Origin of the sequence: Methylomarinum sp. Ch1-1 (assembly GCF_030717995.2) — a bacterium.
GTDB lineage: Bacteria > Pseudomonadota > Gammaproteobacteria > Methylococcales > Methylomonadaceae > Methylomarinum > Methylomarinum roseum.
Genome location: NZ_CP157743.1, coordinates 2,633,583 through 2,656,346, shown reverse-complemented (window position 1 = coordinate 2,656,346; position 22,764 = coordinate 2,633,583). Strand labels below are relative to the sequence as shown.

The window sequence follows — 22,764 nt, the reverse complement described above, 5'->3', positions numbered from 1 at the left end:
AGCTAGGGTGTGTGAATACTTACAGTTAAACTCAAGGAAATATTAGTTTTATTTCAGCGTGGTGCTATGGAAGGAGAACGGTTAATCGCCCCGAGACCACTACCAAAGACGAGTTTTAAATACTACATTGGTTTTGCATGCGTTATTGATGGCTCTGAAAACGAGAAAACCTTAACTGCGATTAAAAACCATAAACAAATTGAAAAATCGGTTTTTGAAGCTGAGGTTAAAGCCATTGACTACTTCTGGGAGTCTGCATACAAAAGCGTATAACAAGGCGCTGCACTCGGACAAAATAAAGCTGCGCTCGTTCCTCGCTACGCTTTATTTTGCCGGTGAGCTTGGTCGTTATGTTTTTCGCGTATGAATGAACTATATAAAGAAACCTTAAAATTCATGGAGCATGCTGTAAACTATTTTTCAGGGAATGTGCCACCACCAAAACAGGTTCCCTTTAAAGATAGTTTTGTGTTTCGATATGAAGAGCAATCAATATTACAAGCCATAGTACAAAAATTAGCTCGTATGGTTACAAGTCTGCATTCAATAAAAGTGTTAACGGATAATGGTCTTTTTCAAGACCAAGCAGCTATACAGCGAATGCTAGATGAGTTTCAGGAAGATATTTTATTTCTTGTTTATGGACTTACAAATGGAGAAATAACGCAAATTCATAAAGATTATCTGGACGAGTTTTATAAAGAGGAATTTGATAACCAAGATTCTGCACTAAAATCCACACAGAAAAGGGGTATGGTTTCAAGAAAAAAAATTCGTGCTTATGTTTCAAAAATTAATGGGCAAGAATTAGACCCGAGTACAGGAGTAGAGTTGTCCAGAACAATAAATAAAGCATATTCTGGTTTTGTTCATGGTGCATCACCTCACATTATGGATATGTTTGGAGGTATTCCTCCAAGATTTCAAGTATCGGGAATGCTCAATACACCTAGAGAAGAAGAGCATCGTTCAGATATGTGGAATTACTTTTATAGAAGTATCCTTGCGTTTGGGTTTGCAGCAAAAGCATTCGAAGATCAAAGTTGTTTTTATAAGGTAATCAAATTTCGTAATTACTTCGAAAAGCAATCAGGAGTAAGCTATGATAAAACCTAACCAAGGAACATCGAAAGGGAACATCGAAAGGGTCAGACACCTTTGTTCTATTGCGCCATACGGCTCTAGGCGGCCTGTAAAAAAAAGTAGAAAGGGTCGGACTCGATTGGTTTCGATTGCCTCTGGATCCTGAGTAGACGTGCATTGGATTTCTTAAAACTGGTTGTGATAAACGTTATTTAATTTAAATATGAAAAAAATTATTTATACTCTAATTTTAATTGAAGGTTGCGCAAGCATGAAATATCCTGGATGGGAAGAAATTAAAATAGAAAATTCGGTAGAAAATAAACCGTGCATTGAAAGAAAATCTAAAGAAAGATGTATTTATTCAGTTAGTGAATGCAAAGATTGGTTTAGAAAAAGAGCAACACTAGTAGATTCAAATACAGTAGAAATGTATGTGCAAAAAAATGGATCTCCTATAGGGAAATACTTTTATTGTAAGCCTGGGCTCCCTCATTACGTGCCTCCAAAATTCATCAAAGAAGAATATCAATCAGGTTCTAATATCGTAACTGGTCAAGCTTTTTTAAGGCAAAAGGGAGGGGGAATAGTTACATGTGCTGGACGAGATGTTTTAATGTATCCTGATAGTGCATATTTTAAAGAGTATATAGACTATGATAAATATATACTTTCGATTGAAAAACTAGATGGAGAGGCAAAAGATCTATTAAAGTCAAGTGTATGTGATGCACAAGGAAACTTTGAATTTCATGATATACCTGCTGGTAAGTGGATAATTCAAGCAATTGTGTCTTGGGATGTTCCTTCTGTTAATAACATAGGAAATTATTACTATACAACAAGTAACCTACAAGGAGGATGGATCGAGCGTCATGTACTTGTTTCTAATGGAGGGGTAAACAAATTTATTATTGCTCAATAACTATTTTAGAAGTCGAAAGGGTCAGGCTCCAATACTGCAATAATAGAATTAGAATAGTCATATGAACGATAAGTTAAATCCTTATTTAAACACAGAAGGTCAAGTTGAGTTAAGTAACTCTATAGTAGCTTTTCTTGATGTTCTTGGATTTAAAGAACTTGTTCGAGATGCAAAAAAAGATGGTAAATCACAACAATTATTTGCAAAATTTCAAGATGCGTTAAAGGAAGCTAACTTTAGCTTAACAGATCACTTCGCCGATGATTTGTATAATTTATCTAGTAATTCATCGGAAATAAAAGCTAAGCACAAGTTTCGTGTTTTTACGGACTGTATCTTAATCGGTTGCCCAATCGGCGATAGTTTCCATTATGGTACGTTGATAAAAGGACTTGATGCGTTTTGGACTGTATTCAGAACTCTTTATTTAATTCAGTCGCAACTGGTAAATCGTGGTTTTTTTGTTCGTGGCGCTATTACTGTTGGTGAACTTTACATGGATGAAAGGACTATTTATGGAATTGGTCTTATAGATGCTTATGAAGCGGAATCAAAGCAGGCCAAATATCCGCGTATTATTCTGACGAAATCAGCAGAAGCCATGTTTGTCGAAATCGACAAAGATTTTCAATTGAATAAGTATAACAACTATTTAAAGCAGTATTTGTATAGGGATAGTGATGGACTTCTTTTTCTCAATTACCTTGAATCTATCAATATTTCGGACGCTCCGTTTTTGAATGAATTGGATATGCACAAAAAGGTGATAGAAAATAAACTACAAAAATATTATGACAAGCCAGACATTTTGGAAAAATATGTATGGGCAGCGAATTATCATAATCTTTTCTGTAACTTTGATAGTAATGAGGAGTATAGAATCGATTTAGTCCGATACCAAATGCAATCTGTATAGGTACTTCATTTGACTAACAAGTCGGTCAAAGGGACGTGCAGATCCAAAGGTGTCTGCCCCTTTTTGGTTATTGAATTAGATTAAACTAAATATTTTATTAATATATCTTAATTTATCGACCAAAAAAAACCTGGTAAATAAATCTGCCAGGTTAAATTGGAAGAAATTACCAACATCCCTTTACAGTAAAGAACATGTCTATACAATAATTTGATTTACAATGTTCGTTTACTACAACAAACGTCCTTTTGTCCATGACCGGCAGCATTTAGATTAAAGAAGAATCGAGGCTGATTAATTTATCATCTTCTCAAATCGTATTCCAACGGTTTTATCCGGGCTTCAATTTTGAAAGACAAATCTAAAAACCTGATTATGTCAATTTTAGACCAGATAGTTTATTCCTTTATTTTCAGTGCTGTATAATTCTCAGTACTAAAAATCAAAGAAAATTAAACCACTAACTATTAATTGTTTCTTGTAACATGTTGATTCGACTCGTCAGGATCATCCATACAACCAGTTAAACCAACAAGCATTAATGTAACAGCTAAAATTGCGAATACTTTTTTCATTATTTTCCCCATTTTTGTAATATTTGCACCTGTAGTAAAAGTGCGATTATATTATGTAAATATCTATTAATTCAGTTTCACTTTATACCACCTTATAAAAGCCAATATTATAAAGTTATCGAGAGAAAACAAATCAACAGAACCTTACTTATAGCATGGTAATTTCAGGAGCACAATGATTACTTGATCTCTGTACACGACAAAAATCATCTAATTAGCCTTTCAGTCATACCTTGAGAACCATTATTTCCGGTTTTTACGGCTCTTCCGGATTTCCCGTGGGAGACCACAACATATAGTATGTTAGGAGACCGCAACGGGAGCCTCATGTAAAATACCAGAACGACACGACTTTTTCTTTGAATGCCAATGAATCAACCGCAGATACAAATACCGTTAGACTTGCCCAATGTTAGCGTCGAAAAATACGAACAAACCGATAAGGGTCTGGTGATCACTGTTGTCAGTACCCGTGATACGGGGGTATGTCGTCACTGCGGACGGACGATCGACAAATTTCACGGTTACGACAAAGCGATTACGCTACGGCATCTACCGATTTTTGACCGACCGGTCTGGATTCGCATCCGGCCGAAGCGTTTTCAATGTCCCTACTGTGACAAAGGGCCAACGACAACGCAACGTTGCGAGTGGTACGATCCCAAGAGCCCGCATACCAAAGCCTATGAGAATTGGATTTTACGCGAGTTGGTCAATAGCACGCTCAGTGACGTCAGCCTGAAACGGAATCTCAGCATCGGTTGTATTGAAGGCATCCTCGATCGGCATATTCAGCGCCAAGTGGACTGGTCGACAGTGCCCGATTTAGAGTTGATTGGAATTGATGAAATTGCCTTGAAGAAAGGCCATAAGGATTTTGTCGTCATCGTGTCCGGACTGACGGCGCAACGTGAAAAGTATCTCTTGGCGGTGTTACCGGATCGCAAAAAAGAAACCGTCAAGGCCTTTTTAAAGACGCTGCCGCCTCGGCAATGCCAAAGCATCCGTCGTGTCTGCATCGATATGAACGAAGGTTACTGTAATGCCGCTCAAGAAACCCTACCCAACGCTCAGGTTGTGGTAGACCGCTTTCATGTCGCCAAACATTATCGTGACTGTGCCGATAAAGCGCGCAAAGCCGAAATGAAGCAACTGAAACAAACCTTACCGGAATCGGAGTATGCTCAACTGAAAGGCGCCATGTGGGCGTTTCGAAAGCCTTGGAATCGCTTGACCGAAGAACAGCAAATCGTTTTATTGGCGTTATTCCGGCAGGCACCGGTACTGAAAGAGGTCTATGTACAACGTGAAGTCCTGACCGGTCTCTTTGAACAAAACCTGTCCAAAACACAGGCCGAACACGCGTTAACGCAGTGGCTGAACAGGATTGCGGAATTGGGATTGGAGTGTTTCTCGCCCTTTGTGACCACCTTGGGCAACTGGCGTGATCACATCACCAACTATTTTATTCGTCGTGAAACCAGCGGGTTTGTTGAAGGATTGAATAACAAAATCAAAGTGATCAAGCGCCGCTGCTACGGTATCTATAACTTGGGCCGATTGTTTCAGCATATTTGGCTCGATGTGTGAACAGCACGGGGTCAGTTCTAACATTCCAACATTGAGGAGGCTATTTTAACCATGGCACGCCCTTTACGATTAGAATTTGCTGGCGGACTATACCACATCACTTCACGGGGAGACCGGCGCGAGGCGATCTATTCCAACGATGATGAACGGCAGCTCTGGTTAGACGTGCTGGGGCAGGTCTGTGAGCGGTTTAATTGGGTGATTCACGGCTATTGCCAAATGACCAACCATTATCACTTGCTGGTTGAAACTCTCGATGGGCATTTGTCGCGCGGCATGCGGCAGCTCAACGGAGTCTATACGCAGCAATTTAATCACCGGCATCATGAAACGGGGCACTTGTTTCAAGGACGCTATAAAGCAATTCTCGTCCAAAAGGACAGCCATTTGTTGGAACTCACGCGCTATGTGGTGTTGAATCCGGTGCGGGCGGGCATGGTGATGCGACCGGAGGACTGGGCGTGGAGCAGCTACCGGGCGATGATCCAGGCTGCCAGCGAGCCGCGCTGGTTGGATGTCAACTGGACGTTGAGCCAATTCGGGATGAGCCGGACCCAAGCCGTGGCTGCGTATCGGCAATTTGTGATGGCAGGGAAAGGGCTGCCCGACCCGAAGGCGCAGGTAAGACACCAACTGTTTCTGGGTGATGAGGCTTTTATCGCCGCGCATCAGCAGCCTGTCGAAAAGCCGGACGCGTTGCGGGATGTCTCCAGGGCGCATAAACGAGCGGTCGCACTGACGCTGTCAGCGTATCAAAGCCGCTATCCAGACAGGGATGAGGCGATGGCGAATGCGTATTTATCCGGGACCTATACGATGGCGGAAATCGGCCGGCATTTTGGCGTCCACTATATGACTGTCAGCCGAGCTGTAAAAAAACATGAAGGACAATAATGTCATGTTGGAATGTGAGAACTGACCCGAATGGCACTTACTTAAGCCCATAACTCTTTTAATAACAACCACTTATTTTACTTTCTTTGGGTGGCCATTCTTTCTAATATCTGCTCTTGCTTCATTTCTAGGTTTTGTTAGTAAAGAGAACTGTTTTGGCCTCCTTTTTACTGCACGGGGCTCTATTCGTCCCGAACGATTTCCAATTCGTCTTTGAGCAATTAATATGAATAACAGCTCTTCACTTGTTCCGATATCAATAAAAACACTTTGTTGATTCCAGGCTAACCAGCATTGTAATGTATGTTTAAAACTCAGCTGGCGAGGCAATATATCGGCTAATAATGCGGACTGAGCCATCAATAGCCGTATTAAGTTATACGCTAAAAAATAAACCCATATTTCTTTCTCAGTCATTTCGGGCGTTTTACAGCTTAAAGTTTCCATTCCCATGGTTGTTTTTATATTGCGAAATCAACTTCAATTTGCCAGCGTTTTTATATAACGCTTTTAACTCAGATTTAGAAGCCTCTTTAGGTGAAAGGAGTGTGGTTATAAGTAATTTTCCTTTTACGCTTACCTCGCGAATAAGGAGTGTCTCAGGCGCATCATCATATTGGCTTTGCTCCATCCAGTCAGGTTTTTTCTTTGGTTTTTTGAGTGTCACCAGGTGGTCTTCGTCACCTAACTGTTTGCCTTTACTGAAATCTGTTGTCCGTTTACGTGCTCCCATTTGTTCAAATACGGCATCAACACCTTTCTCCTGTAGCGATGCCAACAAAAAATAAGTGCCATAATAGGCATCTCCTAGAACAAGGTCTCCGGTATTAAAGGTTCCCAGCATGTTACGAAGTAGACTTTGTTCATCGCCTCCTTTCCCTTTGAAAGGTCCGATAGACGCATTTAAAACGGCTCCACTCGCCAGACAGATGACACCTACAAGACGGCAGATAGGAAAACCAAGCCCAGGCTTCTGACAACTTTGCTGGGGATAAACGGCCTGGTTTTCTGCTGTGTCAGGCATCGTAACAGTCGTTCCATCTATTAGATGAACACGCTTTCCTCGCCAACGCCATTGAGTAGGCACTTCCTTATCAATAAGTTCGCCTGTTCGACAAACTAATTTGAGGATAATAATTCCGGACTGGTTAGAAGATTAAAAAAACTATACGAATGAGTTTCTTTTCTGTACTTCTGAATTCTTTGTTGCTGGGCGTGAATAAGTTTGTTATTAATGAACATTAAGGCAGGGGGCTTGGTGATTGCTTCTTTGTTTCGTCACAATAAGTTTATCACTTCTTCTGCCTTTTTTAATACTTTCAACTAGTTATCGCTTAAGTAAGTGCCATTCAGAACTGACCCCGTCTTCCCCACCTTTGTGAAATATCCGGGGTTAGCCTTTTGATTGGACCGATTGACTGCTCTTTGAATGCGCATGAAGCGCGGCGCCGACGATGCCTGCCTGATTCAACAATTCCGCCGGTTTTACCGGGGTATTAATGCTAATTTGGTGCTTGAATTTATCAAATTTTTTGCTAGCACCGCCGCCCAGTATGATCAAATCGGGCCAAAACAGCGCCTCCATTTGCTGGAGATATTTATCGAAACGTTTGCCCCAACTTTTCCAGCCGAGATCTTCGCTTTTTCTCACCGCATCCGACGCAAAGTGCTCGCCTTTTTTGCCATTCGGCAGATAAAGGTGCCCCAATTCGGTATTGGGCAATAGCACGCCATCGGAAAAAAACGCCGTACCCAGGCCGGTGCCGATGGTAATAAGCAGGACAACGCCGGATTGTCCGACACCTCCGCCAAAATTCATCTCGGCGATTCCGGCGGCGTCGGCATCATTGAGATTGAAACAAGAACATTTCGTCACGTCGGAGAACAATGCATCGATATTGGCGCCAATGAACGAAGAAGAAAGATTAGCCGCGGTTCGAGCTACGCCATGCTGAATTGATGCCGGGAAACCGCAACCCACCGGGCCTTCCCAGTTAAAATGATTGACCAATTGCGCAATAACTGCCGCCACGGCTTCAGGCGTCGCCGGTTTCGGCGTTGCTATCCTGTGACGTTCGCCTACAAACTCACCCGTTTCAGTATCAACGATAGCGCCCTTAATGCCGGACCCGCCGACGTCTACACCAAGAATATGCATGAATTTTCCTTATCTGTTGATTAAAGACACTAACTATTCAGCTTGATACCGAGATAATATTTCTTTTACTATCAATTGCTTATGGAAGAAGTGTATGCGACAGGGATTATACGGCATCTTCTTTAGCAAGTAACTGATAGTAAAAGTATTCTTATGCTGAATAGTTACAAAGACACTTAACCCAGCTTAAATTTTACTGTCATCAAGCGCAATGGCTTGTTACTTTCAAAGGGTGAATACAAGCGATCTTAAACGCCGAGTTAAAACAGTTCAATCGTTCCTTCTTCGATACGCTCCTTTATGGAACCGGAAGCGACCAAGTCCTCATAAAAGCGCAACTGATTCCTGCCCTGTGCTTTGGCGTAATAAAGCGCCTGATCCGCTCGGCCGACGATATCGGCAGGGATGGCATGTCGCTCGGTCACCTGCGTCGCGCCTATGCTGATGGTTACGAAATCGATTTGCGGAAAATGATAAGTCTCGACATTCCGGCGAAAACGCTCCAATACCTTAGCGACACCTTCGACAGCGTCCCCCTTCAATATGACGACAAATTCCTCGCCCCCAAAACGAAACAGTAAATCTTCGCCGCGAAAACTTTCCCGCATCAGCTGTGCCACCAACAGCAAGACTTCATCACCGTAGACATGGCCATAATTATCATTGATACGCTTAAAATGATCGATATCCATAATCGCCAACCAAAAATGGCCGGCTGAATCCGCCCGTCTTTTTTCAATACCGCTATAGCGCTCGTCAACTTCGCCCTGCGTCAATAGCGCCTGTATTTTATTGATGCTGTCCTCGAAGGTTTTACGATTCAACAAGCCGGTTAATTTATCTTCCTGGTTTTCTTGTAAAAGGATATGAAAATTATGGGCAATACTGAGTATACTGTTGATCACCAATGCTTCCGTTTCATTTAAGCGATGCGGCAATTGCAATGAAATGTAACCGACAATATTTTTCGCGCCGATCACCGGATAGACAGTCTGATAAACATCATCCTGCGCTAAAGTATAAGGTGAGTTGGTCGACTCGATCCACGCAAAAGCCGTTTTGACATAGCCCGGAATATCGTCATCAGAAATCAGGGCTTTGTGGAATTCCACGCCATCGCCCTGACTCGCCTGCTGATTATCATTCTCGGCGGTGTAAGTTAACAAGTAACATGACGAATGCCTATCGTCGACTTTATACATCGACAATTGCTTTATTTTCAAAAGCTCGGCCAACGTTTTCAATACGCTTAACTCAAAGGCCTCGACATCCCTGATTCGAGTCAACGAAGCCAGCTTATTCAAGACAGAGGGGGTTTTAACGGTGTTTACGACGGACATGGATAATAAGAAAAGCCTTCTATTTCAGCCACATGCAGGCGCCATTGGCGTCCTGCAGATGTTGCAGGTGTTTTTCATGGGCGCTCAGCTCGTCATCGGAACAGCGTATGACTTTCAGTCTAGGCCTGTCCGTCGACAGCCGAATGATCTGCTGTCCGCCCTCTGTATCATTTGTCTCTTCCTCTTCCAATAAAGACGCCTGTCCGCCGGTCATCAGCAAATAAACATCGGCCAGAATCTCGGCATCCAACAGGGCGCCGTGCAATTCGCGATGGCTATTATCGATGCCGTAACGCTTACACAAGGCATCCAAGGTGTTTCTGGCGCCCGGATGTTTTTTTCGGGCGTAAGTCAGCGTATCGAAAACACCACTGAGCATTTCGGTCCGACGCTCCTCGCCTTCCAACAAGGACAATTCATGATCGAGAAAACCGACATCGAACGGCGCATTATGGATGACCAACTCGGCGCCACGGGTAAATTCGAGATAATCTTCGACGATATCGGCGAAGCGCGGTTTGTCCTGTAAGAATTCGTTGGTGATGCCATGCACTTCAATCGCGCCGTCATCGATGATGCGATCGGGGTTGATATAGACATGGAAACGGTTGTTGGTTAACCGCCGATTGATCAATTCGACACAGCCGATTTCAATAATCCTGTGACCTTCTTTCGGATTAAGGCCGGTGGTCTCGGTGTCGAGAACCACCTGTCTGTTTATTTTTTTCATGTGCTTATCTGTTGGCTATCGGCACGACATCCCGCTTCGCCGCGCCTTTATAGAGTTGTCTTGGACGTCCTATTTTTTGTTCGCTATCGGTGATCATCTCATCCCATTGTGCGATCCAGCCGACGGTCCTGGCCATCGCGAAGATCGCGGTAAACAAGTCGGTAGGAATCCCGAGCGCGCGCAAGACGATGCCGGAATAAAAATCGACATTCGGATAAAGCTTCTTGGCAATGAAGTATTCATCCTCCAACGCAATCTTTTCCAATTGCATCGCCAGTTTGAATAACTTGTCGTCATGCAACCCCAACTCATTCAAAACCTCATGACAAGTTTGCCGCATCAAGATCGCCCTCGGGTCGAAATTTTTATACACCCGATGCCCGAACCCCATTAGTTTAAACGAATCTTCCTTGTCTTTGGCTCTTTTTATATATTGATCGATGCGCGAAACATCGCCGATCTCCTCCAACATCAACAATACCGCCTCATTGGCGCCGCCATGCGCCGCCCCCCATAAACAGGCGATGCCGGCCGCGACACAGGCATAGGGGTTGGCGCCGCTGGAGCCGGCCAGCCTGACCGTCGAGGTCGAAGCATTCTGTTCATGATCGGCATGCAAAATCAAAATTCTGTCCAACGCCCGGGTCAAAACCGGATTCGGCAAATATTCGTCACACGGCGTGCCATGCAACATACGCATGAAATTTTCGCTATACCCCAGACTGTTTTTCGGAAACATGAACGGTAAACCGGTGCTGTATTTGTGACACATCGCAACGATGGTCGGCATTTTCGCAATCAGCCGTATCGCCGACAATTTGCGAAACTCTTCGTCCTTGACATCCATCGATTCATGATAAAAGGCCGACATCGCGCCGATCACACCGACTAATATCGCCATCGGATGGGCGTCTCGGCGGAAACCATTAAAAAAATGGGTTAATTGTTCATGCACCAAGGTATGCTGAGTAATCGAATTGACAAATTCCTTCATCTCCCGGCCATCGGGCAACTCCCCGTTTAACAACAAATAACAGGCTTCGAGAAAGTCGCATTTTTCCGCCACTTGCTCGATCGGGTAGCCACGGTACAATAATATCCCTTTATCGCCGTCTATGAAGGTGATTTTAGAACTGCAACTGGCGGTTGAAGTGAACCCAGGGTCGTAAGTGAACGCTCCGGTTTTCTTATGCAAGGCTCTGATGTCGATCACATCGGGGCCCATTGTACCGGACAATACCGGCAATTCAGCGGGAATTTCATTACCGGTCAAAGACAAAGTGGCTGTAGTGTGCTCGGTCATACCTCGCTCCTTCTTTTTACGAATAGTTTTAAAGACTTATCAAGCCGTGAAAGCAAATACTAAGCCACGCGGATAGCGCCCATTACCCCTTGAATGGCCTCCTAATGCCCCAATTAAGTGCAACTTAAGGCAATCGAGCACTAAAAAGGTTCAGAAATGGTAACTATTCAGCATCTTTCGGGTTTTAGGCAGTAGGTCATTGATTTCTCGGGACGCGTTCACCCAGCACCTAAATTAACGAAGATTATTAATCATAGCCAATAACCTAGGGTATTTAGGTGCTGGGTGAATACTTCCCTGGCAGCTAACAGCATCCTGCTTCACGCGGCACTTGCACTTCCTTGTGCGGCGTAAGCTCTGACTGCAACGTCCTGTTGCAGACAGCCCGATAAATCAACAACCTACTCCCTCTTAGTAAAACTACGCTGAATAATTACCAGAAATGATGATATATCGACAATACCCGTGCCGAGGTTTCTTGGTAAGAACGGTTGCGCCATTTCACCCAAAGATTAGTGGCGAAATAGCCGTAAGGCATAACCGGCCCTTGCTCCAAATAAGGCGTTTCCGGGAAGGCCATGCCCGCATGCCGATGATGGCCGATATGTTTCGATAAGCCGACCAAGGCATACTGAGTCAGCCACGAGCGGTTGACCCAAGCCAATTCTTCATCGCCTTGCCGGTCCGCCAGCCCCCAATGCTGAAAATAATTGATCGTTTCCAGCAAACGCACCGCCGCCAAGGCCTGGTAGAGAAAAATAAAGGCCGCCACCCAGCCGAACTGGACAATAATCATCACCACCAGCCAGGCTTCGATCACGATGCCTTGCAGCACCCGGTTTTTCGCCCATAAGAACATCGATCGGGTCTGACTGACGATCCCGAGCCGCGCCATCTCATACCGCCAGGCATAACGGAACTGCCCCTTAACGACTCTCTGCCAATAACTGTCGAAACTTTCGCCGAGACGAGCCGTTGAGATATCCTCGGGCGTCGCCACCTGCTGATGATGACCTTGCAGATGGGCGATGGCGAAATGATCGTAGCAAACAGTATAAAGCAGTCCATGCCCCAGCCCTCTCAATATTTTTTGGCGACGATGAATCAATTCATGCGCGACGATGATCGCCGAGCTGCCGGAACTGGTGCCGACCAATATCCTCAATACGATCAAATTGACGATGGAAACGGCCGTCTCGCTGAGGCTAGACCATGGTAATTGCGCCGCATAACGCAACAACAAAAAGATATTGACGAATTGGATCATCGCCAGCAGCACCAGTATCCAATCGAACCAAAAAGTTTGCTTGAGCGGAGGGTTGCTGGCCTGATTCAGCTTGGGGCTGTAACGGTCGGCGAGACACAGCAGCCATAACGGCAGCGTCCACGATAACGCCGCGGCAACACCATGCGGACCGCTGTAAAGAAACAACAAGACACAAAGCGGAAAGATAAAACTGCACAGATATTTCATAGCGAGGAGTTTTTTTTATTATTGTTATCTGATATCAGAGACCGGCGAGTCATCTTATTGAACATATAAACCGCCGGCACCGCCAGTTTAAAACGCCAGCAGATTCGATTCAGCGATACGTATCCGCTGAATATTCTACGCCAGTGTTGCTGCATGGCCTGCTCGCCCTGGCCGACCAGAACCTCGTCCAAATACAGCTTGATCGCCTCTTTAGCTTGGGCGGCATGGCCATCGGCAAAATTATCGATGGTGACATGCAAACGGGCAATCGTGGCATCGATGCCCCAGTAATTCAGTTCATCGATCAGCGACAGATAGCCCCGCCCCAGCCCGCTCAATTCTATCGCCATGTTCAAGCCCAACAACTCGGGCAGAAAACGCTGCGGAAACTTGGCCAGCGCCAGCATGAAAACCGGCAGATCGAAGGCGCTGTCGACGAAATTTTCATGTTCACTAAATGCCTTGCTGGCGATAGGCGGCAGATCGATCCCTAAGGCTTCCAACAGATTGCTGAAAACGACCGGGTGACTCTGTTGCAACCGTCCGCGACCCAGCTCATCGGCATAAATGCCGGTTAAAATCGCTGCGATCTCCGGATGGCTGCAACGCAGCCGGCTGCAATGCTGCAGCCAGACACCATCGATTAATACCGTCGGAGCGATCTGCTTCAACCCCCAGCGATAGGCCGCCCGGGAAATATTCGGCTTGCCGGACAGGGGCCGATAAGCGGCCATTTCGTGTTGATAAGTCGCGTGCAAATACCGTTCGAATCGAGCATGACTGTAGCGTTTAAAAGGCAAGCGACTGAGCCGGCCGAAAATCGCCAGTTGCCGGCTGACCTTAGCGGCCGCTGGCGGCAAAACCTGTGGGTAATATTCCGCATTGAGCAGATAATAATATAACTGACGATTCGACAAGCGCCCCAAGTCTTCAGATTTAGAGACAACGAAGCGGACTGGTCTGTCTTCGTGATCGGAGCGCGGGTTCAACGGTTCGGCTGTCGCCGTGGATTGATCCGACAGCCAGTTTTTGACGACAGCCAATTCCTGTTGGTCGAGAATTCCGAACATCGGGCCGTTGAATTCGAACAGCTTTAACAAGCGGCTGTTTTGCGGCTCAGCGGCATCGACATAGGAAGAGCGGCGCAACGCCGTCAACAGCTCGCCTCCAGTCTCCGGCAGCCCCCTGAACCAGTCATCGAGGTTTTGCCCTTGTAATTGTACCCGATGGTGATGACCGATGGCGGCGGCCGTCTTGCGTTGCAGCAGTTGTAGCATCGCCTCGGTGGCGGAAGGATGGTGCAGCAGATGCCTTCCCAGTTGGCTACGGCAGCGCTCAACCAAGTCCCTATACAGCCAGAAACCGGCCTGGATTCGCTGCCAAGCCTGTGCCTTAGGCCCCGCATTCAATGCCAGCCAGTCATCGAGCATCCGGGCCACCCCCTCAGATTGACAGGCGAGCAGCGCCCGCCGCCTGCGGAAAAAATCAGTTTGTCCGGTTTGATCCGGAAAATACTGCTCCACCGGCGTCGATGAGCGGCAATAAGCCAGCGTAAAACCCAAGAGTTCGGCCTCATAGCGCCGAGGATTGTCCGCCAGCGCCAGCTGTACCGCCGCGAAATCGATGAAACCGCTCAACAAATCTTTACGCTGGCTATAAGAGGCGCTATGCAATGGCGGCGACGCAAGGCCGAACTGCGCTAGCAAGGCTCGGTAAGCATCGTCCAAATGGGCCGCGCTCAAGGCCAAATAAACCCGCATCAACGCGGCGGCCGTGACTTCCTGATTGCTGGTCGCCTGACAAACATCCTGCAGCCAGCAGGGTTCGGTCAGTAGCACCGGCGCCGACTGTCTCAAGCTTTCCACGAAGCCGGCCTCGCCGACCGACATAGGCTCGATATTAGACTCGACAGTCAAAGACGCCATGGGGTCGTCGCCAAGCTCGGTGTATCGATTGTAATAATGCCGTCCGGCCCGTTCTAAGCTTTGGTTCAAAAAAGCCTGAGCAAGCTGCTGATTGTCGAGAAAGACGTTGAAATGCAACAAGCGATAAAACAACGCCCTGCCGCCAATCGACACAGACGTGACAGACTGCCCGGTGGCCGAGGACGGTTTAAATGGCAAATCAGCGGCTCGACTCATGACCCTTCGGCTTGCTAATCAGATAATCGTTAATCACCAGATGGTCGAGCCCGCTGGTCAAAAACACCGCAAGCGCATCTTCCAGGCTATGCACCATCGGTTTCCCCATGACATTGAAACTGGTGTTCAACAAGGCCGGCACCTCCGTTAAGCGATGAAATTCCACGATCAATTGATAAAAACGCGGATTAAACTCCTTAGTGACCGTTTGCAGACGTCCGGTTCCATCGACATGGCAAACAGCGGCCAGGCTGTCGCGTTTATCGGCCCTAATACTCAGGGTCTTGTCCATATAAGGCGAACTCTGACTATGGTCAAAAAAATCCTCGGCGCATTCGGCCAGCAACGCCGGCGCGAAAGGCCTGAACTGTTCGCGGAACTTGATCGTCGCATTGATCCGATCCTTGGTCGAGGCCCGCCTGGGATCGGCCAGTATCGACCGGTTGCCCAAGGCGCGCGGCCCGAATTCCGCCCTGCCCTGCACCCAAGCGATCAAATCGCCATCGGTCAGCAAGCGGGCGACAGTGTGACAAAGACTATCCGGCAAATGCCGAACCTTCAGGCTGCGGTTATATTTTTTAAACTGCTGCAGCGCCGCATCGGGAATCGTCGAGCCTAGATAAGGCGTCAAGGCGGCGCCGCCCAACGCGACAGACGGATTATCCTGGCGCAAAGCCAACCAGGCTGCGCCCAATGCTGTGCCGTCGTCGGCCGGCGCCGATGGAATATGGACGCGCTCGAAGCCGGTGCGCTCGACGATCTGGCCGTTGAAGGCTGAATTCAGCGCGCAGCCGCCGGCCAGCGCCAGTTGTTTCGAGCCGGTCATGTCCTGCAGATTGCCCAACAAACGGCCGACCAGTTCGGCGAAAAAAAACTGTCCGGTAAAGGCGATATCGGCGGCCTGTTCGATCGATTGGTCTTTTTGCCGCTGGAAACGCGCCAGCTCGTCGACTCGCTCGAACAGCCTGCGCCCCGGATGCTTGCAGCTCAGTCCCTCGACCACGATCAAAGACTTCAACAATTCATAGAGTTCCGGGTTCAACTTGCCATAAGGCGCCAAGCCCATGACCTTCCATTCTTCCCCTTTTAGCCAGTCGAAACCGCATAATTCGGTGATTTTCATATAATAGAAACCGATGCTGCCGGCGCCACGGTTTTCATGGATCAGTTGCAATCGGCCGTTGCGAAAATGATAGAACGCCATTGATCCGTTCTCGCCAAACGAATCGACCACCGCGCAGGCGGCTTCGCTAAAAGGACTGCTATAACAGGCGCAGGCCGCATGGGTCAGATGATGGGCAAAGTCGGCGAAACGCAGCGGCGTCTGTGGATAAGATTGCCGAAGAATACGCACCAGATTCAAACCGGCCGTCTTAATCTTGCTGCGCTGACAGGCGATCATGTGATGCAGCTGATAATTGGGCAAAGGCGAGCGCAGACGTTTGATGCCCTGCTTCATCAAGCCCGGCGCATCCAGACACCCCAGCGCGGCGACGACGTTTTCATACCAGGGCCGACGTTTGCGCCAGTTGATCGCGATCGTGATTTGACAGGGAAAACGACAATGCTCGGCCAATAACTCCGGCACGCGCAACAACGGATCCGCCTCGCAATTCAACGCGCGCTTGTGCTGCAAATACCGCTCGCCGGCCTCGGCGAACAAAACCCGGCCCTTTTCATCGACAATGGCCATGGCGGGATCATGATAGGTGACCGACAAACCGATGTAATAGCGTCTCATCACCGCCCTCTACTCGCAGACATTCGAGCTAAACCTTTAGCACTCATCGCTAAGCGCCTTCAACGCCAAGAATTTACGGAACCGCCGCCGCATTTGCAGAACGAAGTCGTGATTTTGCGCCAGCGTGGCCTGAAGATGGCGTTCTATCTCTTCCCAAGCGATGCCGCCGGCGATGGCCGTTCTTTGCCGGTATACCGCGGCAAAGGCCTCGATTTGCAGCGCCACAAACTGCCGGTCTGACGGCATCGCGTCGGCGCCATCGGCAAACGCCTGCCATATCAACGGCTCGCAGTAATACTCCATCAGCTGGAGCCGCGTCCCGGTCAAGCAATGATCGAGCGCTAAATCGAGGCGGATCGTATCGAGCAGCGGCGTATCCGGGTGGGCCTGTAATAATTCGACCGCTTCAATCTCGGCCGCCAATACTTGTCGCCAGGAACAGCGCTGCCAGCCTTGGTATCGCCTGTGCTCGATTTGCCGCTGCAAGGCCCGGGTCTGGCCGATGAAATGAGTGTATTGCGCGCATAAGGCGAAATATTCGGCCGTCAACGCTGTGTAGGCCGCACTGCCCGCCGGAAACCGGCGGCCGGCGATTTTCAGCGCCTGGAACAGGTAGCGCCAGTAATTCAAGGCGTTTTGACGGCTCAGAATCTTGATGACGGCCGACAGCTGTTCACGGCGATCGCGAAAGTCCCCCTTTAGCAGCGGATCGACGCGCTGCAAGTGCCGCATCACCCGCTTGAAATAGGCGTCCGGGTGATAAATGGCTTGCAGGATCTTAAGATAATTGCGTTCCGCCTGTTCGATGGAGAAATTCAGCGGAATGAAATTGATCACACCATCGGAGTTGTTGCCGCTGCTGTGCTGGATGAAACGCCCTTCTTTTTTCAGGCGTTCCATCAGAGCGGTGCGCGGCAACGCATTCAACAAACCCGCCATGACAATCGGCGCATGGGTGGCGTTGACAAAATCGATGAACGGCTCGACGGTATCGTCGCTGTCATGATCGAAACCATAGATCATTCCCATCATGACGCCGGAACCGGTCTGTTCGCTGATATAGGCCAGTTTTTCCACCAGGCCCTTGTCGCCGCGCAGATTCTGCTGCTTGTCCGTTTCCCTGAGCGCAGCCTTGTTCGGCGTTTCCACACCGTAGAAGCTCTGACTGAAATTGCAGCGCCTGAACCAATGCCGCAGTTCCTGCATCACCGTCGAATCATCGGCGAATCTCAGCGTCATTTCGGTATATTTGGGGTGATGTATGCCCAAATCCTCGCCGATATGATAAAGATGGCGCAGGGCTTCCAGCGCCTTGCGCGGATTGCCGATGAAATTATCGTCGACGATAAACACCGGCCCGGACCAGCCCAGCTCGGTCAATTGACGAAACGCCGCCGCGGTCTGCCGCCATGGCGTGACTCGATAATTTTTCCCGAATCGGGACGGAATATCGCAGAATTCGCAAGACTCGGGACAACCGCGACTGATCTGCAAAGCCATGTGGGCATAATCTTGCAAATCGATGGCGGAAAAGTCCGGTTGAAAGAATCGGTCGGCCGGCGTGACAGCCCCCCGGTAGTAATGCCGTGCGCTGCCATCGCTTAGTCCCTGCAATAAATCGTCTATGACCATTTCCGCTTCATTCTCGATCAGATGATCGGCGACGTCGAGCAGCGGCGAATCCGGGGTGACTGCCGTTCCGCCGACAATCAAGGTCTTGCCGCTTTGCCTAACCTGTTCGGCATCGCGATAAAGACTGTGTTGCTGCGCAGACATGCCGCCCATATAGACATGATCGGCATCGCCGATCTGCTCCGCCAATGGTCTGGGATCGACATTTCGGTCGATCAGCTCAATTTCCCGATAATAAGGTTTCAGATGTCGATACAGGCCCAACAGCCCTAGCGGCGGCAACAGTCTTTTCGGCAAACCGAAGCGATTTCCGGACGCATATAAACCCAGACTTCGGGCGTAACTCCAAAAGGTATCCGAGGTATCAAACCGCGGATAAATTAAAACGGCTTTGACGGCGATAGGTTCGGTCAACGGTAAAGGACCTTGTCAATTAGGCTTAACGACAAGTTTTACCACGTAACGCGGGGTTTTCAAGATTAATTTTCTGCGGAACGATCAATAGCCTCGTTCGCAGGAGCAAAAAGATGCGCCTCCCGAGGTCGGCGCATCCTATGATGTGGTTTGACAAATTCTAAAAAACTTGTTGAGTCAAACCGAGATTAACAGATCACGGTCTTTATTTCTGATCGACGACATGGACGCAAAGATTGGTCGGACTGCCTTTGTCATCCAATATCGGCTTCAACGTGAAAGAAACCACCGCTTCGACGCCGGCATCGCCTAAATCGGCTACCGGGACATCTTCCACCTTAATCTTGTTTTTTCTCACCGACCACTTGTAATCGGCGTCAAAGGCCTTGTTTTTACCGGAATTATCCAGATCGACCTCAAAATTGGCGCCTTCACAGGCTTGGGTCGGTTCTTTCAAATCCAATACATGAGTATGAAAGCCACTCGTCGCGTTTTCATGAGAACTGTCGTCTATCGGCAAATGGGTCACCGCGACCAACAGATTGTTAGGACCATCGCTAAGAGCGGCATAACCAAAGGCGCCGGATTTCCCATCCATCGGGATATTGCCCTGCGTCTTGATCTCCAGCTCTAAGGTTTTTTTACCGTTTTCCGCTTCAACTTCCGTTTCCACGCTTTTTAATTGCAGATAATCGGCTTTGTCGCCGGCATAAACCGCCGCGTTCAACACACTGCCGAACAACAGCGAAATACATGCAGTCTGAATTTTCATAAAACCTCCCCTGATTTTTTAAGTATCGAATCGATATTGTATTGATTTAACCTCACCTCTGTAAAGGACTGAGATCATTTTCATCGAAAAAAATACGAAAAACCTCCGACCCATCATAGTCATCCTTTTCATCTTACACCTGTTCCGAGGGGCTGCAAAATGTTTATTCGGCTCTTTCAGCAAGACCTTTGCCGGAACTTTCTTTGCTATATTGCGACTAATTATTCGTCTATTCCGCTGCTTAGCCAACAACAGACGCTAAGCTGGAAAAATGAAATTTATTGAACTTTTACAAATAAACTTGTCGAAAAGCACAATAACTTTTGAGTATAATTACAGTTTCTTGGGGGCGACCTGGCTTCGACGTGGGTAGCAAAACCTCGAGTGCATGCCGAGGACAGTACATCTCGTAAAATATACTGATATTTAAAGTATTCGCAAACGACGAAAACTACTCAGTGGCTTTAGCAGCTTAAAACCTGCACCACTCCTCTGACTACATGTGCTTATGCGTGTAGGTTCTTCGGAACATTCAGGGGTCATCTGACATAAGATCGCGCCAAGGCTTTGTTCGGAGCCAACAGCGTTAAAACCAATCGAAATCGCCGCTGATCTTCCTGGCCCGTCGGGTAGTCAACGGTTAAATTAAAAGTGCGGGATAAGCATGTAGACCTTGTGGCGGAGTACTTGCGGACGCGGGTTCAATTCCCGCCGCCTCCACCAATACCCAAACCCCAACCACTCTCGGTTGGGGTTTTTTATTATGTGCTCCCGCCAGACCCCGCGAACACGCGCGGAACACTAAATAGGTTTGGGGACTTCGACAGTCTGGCCTGCTGCCTACCTGTGGCCACATGACGCTCTCTCGGGGCCATTCCTCTCTCCTTCCTTACCGCCATAAAACCGCCCGAAGTCCACAAGCGTCACGCCTCATATTGATCGATCAAGCGGTTGTTTCCCAGAATTGGTAGGATGAGCATTTCTGCATCCATCAAGAGAGTTCATGGGAATCATCGATCAAACGACCTACACGCTCACTTGCCCGAAATGTGGAACCAGCGAGTCGCAGAAAGTTCTCGACAAAGGCTCTAACTGGAGCGGTTCATGGTGGCAAAGCGGCGCGAGCTTCACGCAATTCCAAACAACCTGGGATGAGGAAGGCCGGTCTATTTAGCCCAAACTGTCCTGCGCGACCGCTGAAAATCTTGGAAACGGAGCGGCAGCGAAGTGAAGATTTTTAGTCCCCGATAGGCGTAGGGCCGATTGTTTTGTCGGAATCGAAGCGAGAGCGAAGGTGGAGACAAAATAAAAGGTCTCCCGAAACGCCGTCAAGTCATTTGTGGGAGTGCGACGGAGCCCGCATCGAGTTTACGATGATATGGCGGAGTGGCACGGACGCAGGACGAATCGGGGCCGCCGGAGGCAATAATCGCCACGTAATTTCTGCCGCTTGCTTGGGCTGGGATGCCCAAAACAAGCTTTCGCAGAAATAGTGGCGCGCTAGTTGTAAGAGTTGCCACTCCGAGTCCCAGGTATCCACCAGCTGGCGAGTGGCTTTTGAAAGCTGCTTTGGCTGCCTAGTAACCGTAATGACACTGCTTGCACCGCCAGGAGCCCTCGGCGCATATGACTGCCAGAATAGCCTCTATCTTCTTAGATTATATCCACCAACCGCCAACCCTGGCTAACCTGTAAGCCGATAAATTCAGCACAAGCCATAAACTGAGCACTAACTGAATCGAACGGATCGCGATTATCTTTTTCTACAGAGGAGCATGAGTAAATAGCACAGCGCTTAAGCAAGGGTTGATCAAAGTATCGGCGCCACTAAGATCAGACATGGCGATAGTTTAGGCTTGAAGCAGGCGACGCTGCAAAAGAGCTTGCATGTCACGACGACCATCAGCAATCACCATAACATAGACATGCTGAGCAATAACCCGATAAATAATACGGTAGGGCTTGAAATAGACTTCTCGATATTCGCGCAAGCCAACAGCTAATAACTCATTTGGATAAGCACCGCGCTCTGGATTATCGACAAGGCTTGAAAATGTCTCTTCTATTTTGTCGAGAACGTAGTCAGCCTTTTCTAGCGAATCATAGGATTCAATATAGTCGTACAAATCCTCAAGATCGTAAGCCGCGTCGTCAGTAAGAAATACCTGATAACTCATTACCGATTTTTGCTCCGACTACGCAGCTTGGCAACAACATCAGCGGCTGGCTGAACTTTCCCTTCGTCGATCTGGCGCTGACCTAGCGCAAGCATCTTCAAAAGCGCCATAGTTTCCTGCGTTTGCTCGTAGCTTTTAATGTCCAGCATTACAGCCTTAGCTTCACCATTTTGGGTAATCACCAAGGGCTCCATCTGAGTCGACAGATTACGCACGACTTCAGCGGCATGGGCTTTCAAGTAGCTAATAGGCTTGATTTGATCTGATAATTTCATAAACACCTCTCATTAAGACCAAATATAGTCCAAAAACAGGTCGTCGGTCAATTAAAAAGAGGGAAAAAGGGGACAGGCTACTTTTACTGCAGGCTACTTTTACTGAAGTTTCCCAGTTTGAGCATTTTTGCTGTGTCTAATCTGAGTTCGGATTAAGAAAACTGTATCAGGTAGCGCTTCCAGAAGACGCCGTTCACCCAGCACCTAAATAAACGAAGATGATTTATCGCAGCCATTAGCCTATGGAATTTAGGTGCTGGGTGAATACGTCCATGTGAGCTTGAGCGCGGAATCTGACCACCAGGGATAGTGGAAATGCCGCGCACACTTTTTCCAGAGCGAGCTGATACCGTCTTAACCCTTGGCAATATAGAATTATATTATCCGGAACTGACGTTGTGTTTAGGGCGTGTCTGCCGAGGAGTGGCGCACCCGCGCCTAAAAGTAAAATGTAGCGCCCAAAAGCCATGGAATTTAGGCGCTGGGGGCTTGACGGCTGCATCCTTGCTGCCGATATCCTCGCCAAACACACCAATATCCGCCGCTACACCCGACTCACCCAAAGCTGCATCCTTGCTGCCGATATCCTCGCCAAACACACCCCATGCCCTTTTTGAACGCCAA

18 protein-coding genes, 1 other RNA gene and 1 pseudogene are annotated in these 22,764 nt (G+C 47.9%); 8 read left to right on the top strand and 12 right to left on the bottom strand.

What is annotated here, in order from left to right; translation table 11 throughout:
• Positions 1-66: 66 nt before the first annotated feature.
• From Q9L42_RS12280 to Q9L42_RS12255, 6 genes are all read left to right on the top strand, one after another.
• The gene (locus tag Q9L42_RS12280; protein WP_305908109.1) at positions 67-273 is read left to right on the top strand and encodes a hypothetical protein; all 207 of its coding nucleotides are present in this window, start codon (positions 67-69) and stop codon (positions 271-273) included.
• A 90-nt stretch (positions 274-363) separates the two neighbouring features.
• Complete coding sequence (locus Q9L42_RS12275; protein WP_349431145.1) at positions 364-1,116, top strand: hypothetical protein; 753 nt, start codon at positions 364-366, stop codon at positions 1,114-1,116.
• 190 nt (positions 1,117-1,306) lie between these two features.
• Positions 1,307-2,008, top strand: a complete 702-nt coding sequence (locus Q9L42_RS12270; RefSeq protein WP_349431144.1) for a hypothetical protein — start codon at positions 1,307-1,309, stop codon at positions 2,006-2,008.
• Positions 2,009-2,069: 61 nt separating this feature from the next.
• Entirely contained in the window at positions 2,070-2,924 is an 855-nt protein-coding gene (locus tag Q9L42_RS12265) for a hypothetical protein (protein ID WP_305908114.1), read from the top strand.
• Positions 2,925-3,868: 944 nt separating this feature from the next.
• A complete protein-coding gene (locus Q9L42_RS12260; RefSeq protein WP_349431143.1) occupies positions 3,869-5,089 on the top strand; it encodes an ISL3 family transposase in 1,221 nt (406 codons plus the stop codon).
• Positions 5,090-5,140: 51 nt separating this feature from the next.
• Complete coding sequence (locus Q9L42_RS12255; protein ID WP_305908116.1) at positions 5,141-5,983, top strand: transposase; 843 nt, start codon at positions 5,141-5,143, stop codon at positions 5,981-5,983.
• Positions 5,984-6,055: 72 nt separating this feature from the next.
• On the opposite strand, the pseudogene Q9L42_RS12250 reads toward Q9L42_RS12255, so the two are convergent.
• The 10 genes and pseudogenes from Q9L42_RS12250 to Q9L42_RS12205 all read right to left on the bottom strand — a co-directional run.
• Positions 6,056-7,118, bottom strand: a pseudogene (locus Q9L42_RS12250) (IS4 family transposase); the annotation flags it as partial.
• Between the two features lie 258 nt (positions 7,119-7,376).
• Positions 7,377-8,141, bottom strand: a complete 765-nt coding sequence (ppgK, locus tag Q9L42_RS12245) for a polyphosphate--glucose phosphotransferase (protein ID WP_305908117.1) — start codon at positions 8,139-8,141, stop codon at positions 7,377-7,379.
• Positions 8,142-8,401: 260 nt separating this feature from the next.
• A complete protein-coding gene (locus Q9L42_RS12240) occupies positions 8,402-9,445 on the bottom strand; it encodes a GGDEF domain-containing protein (RefSeq protein WP_349431142.1) in 1,044 nt (347 codons plus the stop codon).
• A 55-nt stretch (positions 9,446-9,500) separates the two neighbouring features.
• Positions 9,501-10,211 carry a DNA polymerase III subunit epsilon gene (dnaQ, locus tag Q9L42_RS12235; protein WP_349431141.1) on the bottom strand — a complete coding sequence of 237 codons (711 nt, stop codon included), beginning with the start codon at positions 10,209-10,211 and terminating at the stop codon, positions 9,501-9,503.
• A gap of 4 nt (positions 10,212-10,215) precedes the next feature.
• Positions 10,216-11,514, bottom strand: coding sequence for a citrate synthase (gltA, locus tag Q9L42_RS12230; protein ID WP_349431140.1), 1,299 nt, complete (start codon positions 11,512-11,514; stop codon positions 10,216-10,218).
• Positions 11,515-11,947: 433 nt separating this feature from the next.
• Complete coding sequence (locus tag Q9L42_RS12225; RefSeq protein ID WP_349431139.1) at positions 11,948-12,988, bottom strand: fatty acid desaturase; 1,041 nt, start codon at positions 12,986-12,988, stop codon at positions 11,948-11,950.
• Positions 12,985-15,129: an iron-containing redox enzyme family protein gene (locus Q9L42_RS12220; protein WP_349431138.1), complete on the bottom strand. Its 2,145-nt coding sequence runs from the start codon at positions 15,127-15,129 to the stop codon at positions 12,985-12,987. Before Q9L42_RS12220 ends, Q9L42_RS12225 begins: the two co-directional genes overlap by 4 nt.
• Positions 15,113-16,870, bottom strand: coding sequence for a carbamoyltransferase family protein (locus Q9L42_RS12215; protein WP_349431137.1), 1,758 nt, complete (start codon positions 16,868-16,870; stop codon positions 15,113-15,115). Before Q9L42_RS12215 ends, Q9L42_RS12220 begins: the two co-directional genes overlap by 17 nt.
• Positions 16,871-16,906: 36 nt before the next feature.
• A complete protein-coding gene (locus Q9L42_RS12210; protein ID WP_349431136.1) occupies positions 16,907-18,916 on the bottom strand; it encodes a B12-binding domain-containing radical SAM protein in 2,010 nt (669 codons plus the stop codon).
• A gap of 205 nt (positions 18,917-19,121) precedes the next feature.
• On the bottom strand, positions 19,122-19,688 hold the full coding sequence (locus Q9L42_RS12205) for a hypothetical protein (protein ID WP_305908125.1): 567 nt from the start codon (positions 19,686-19,688) through the stop codon (positions 19,122-19,124).
• 345 nt (positions 19,689-20,033) lie between these two features.
• On the opposite strand from Q9L42_RS12205, the gene ssrA reads away from it, so the two are divergent.
• Positions 20,034-20,411, top strand: a transfer-messenger RNA (tmRNA) gene (gene ssrA, locus Q9L42_RS12200).
• Positions 20,412-21,538: 1,127 nt separating this feature from the next.
• On the opposite strand, the gene Q9L42_RS12195 is transcribed toward ssrA, so the two are convergent.
• A complete protein-coding gene (locus Q9L42_RS12195) occupies positions 21,539-21,865 on the bottom strand; it encodes a type II toxin-antitoxin system RelE/ParE family toxin (RefSeq protein ID WP_305908126.1) in 327 nt (108 codons plus the stop codon).
• Positions 21,865-22,140, bottom strand: coding sequence for a type II toxin-antitoxin system Phd/YefM family antitoxin (locus tag Q9L42_RS12190; RefSeq protein ID WP_305908127.1), 276 nt, complete (start codon positions 22,138-22,140; stop codon positions 21,865-21,867). The genes Q9L42_RS12195 and Q9L42_RS12190 overlap by 1 nt, the downstream gene beginning before the upstream one ends.
• A gap of 467 nt (positions 22,141-22,607) precedes the next feature.
• Between Q9L42_RS12190 and Q9L42_RS12185 the strand changes: the two genes are divergently transcribed.
• On the top strand, positions 22,608-22,757 hold the full coding sequence (locus Q9L42_RS12185) for a hypothetical protein (protein WP_305908128.1): 150 nt from the start codon (positions 22,608-22,610) through the stop codon (positions 22,755-22,757).
• Positions 22,758-22,764: the final 7 nt, after the last annotated feature.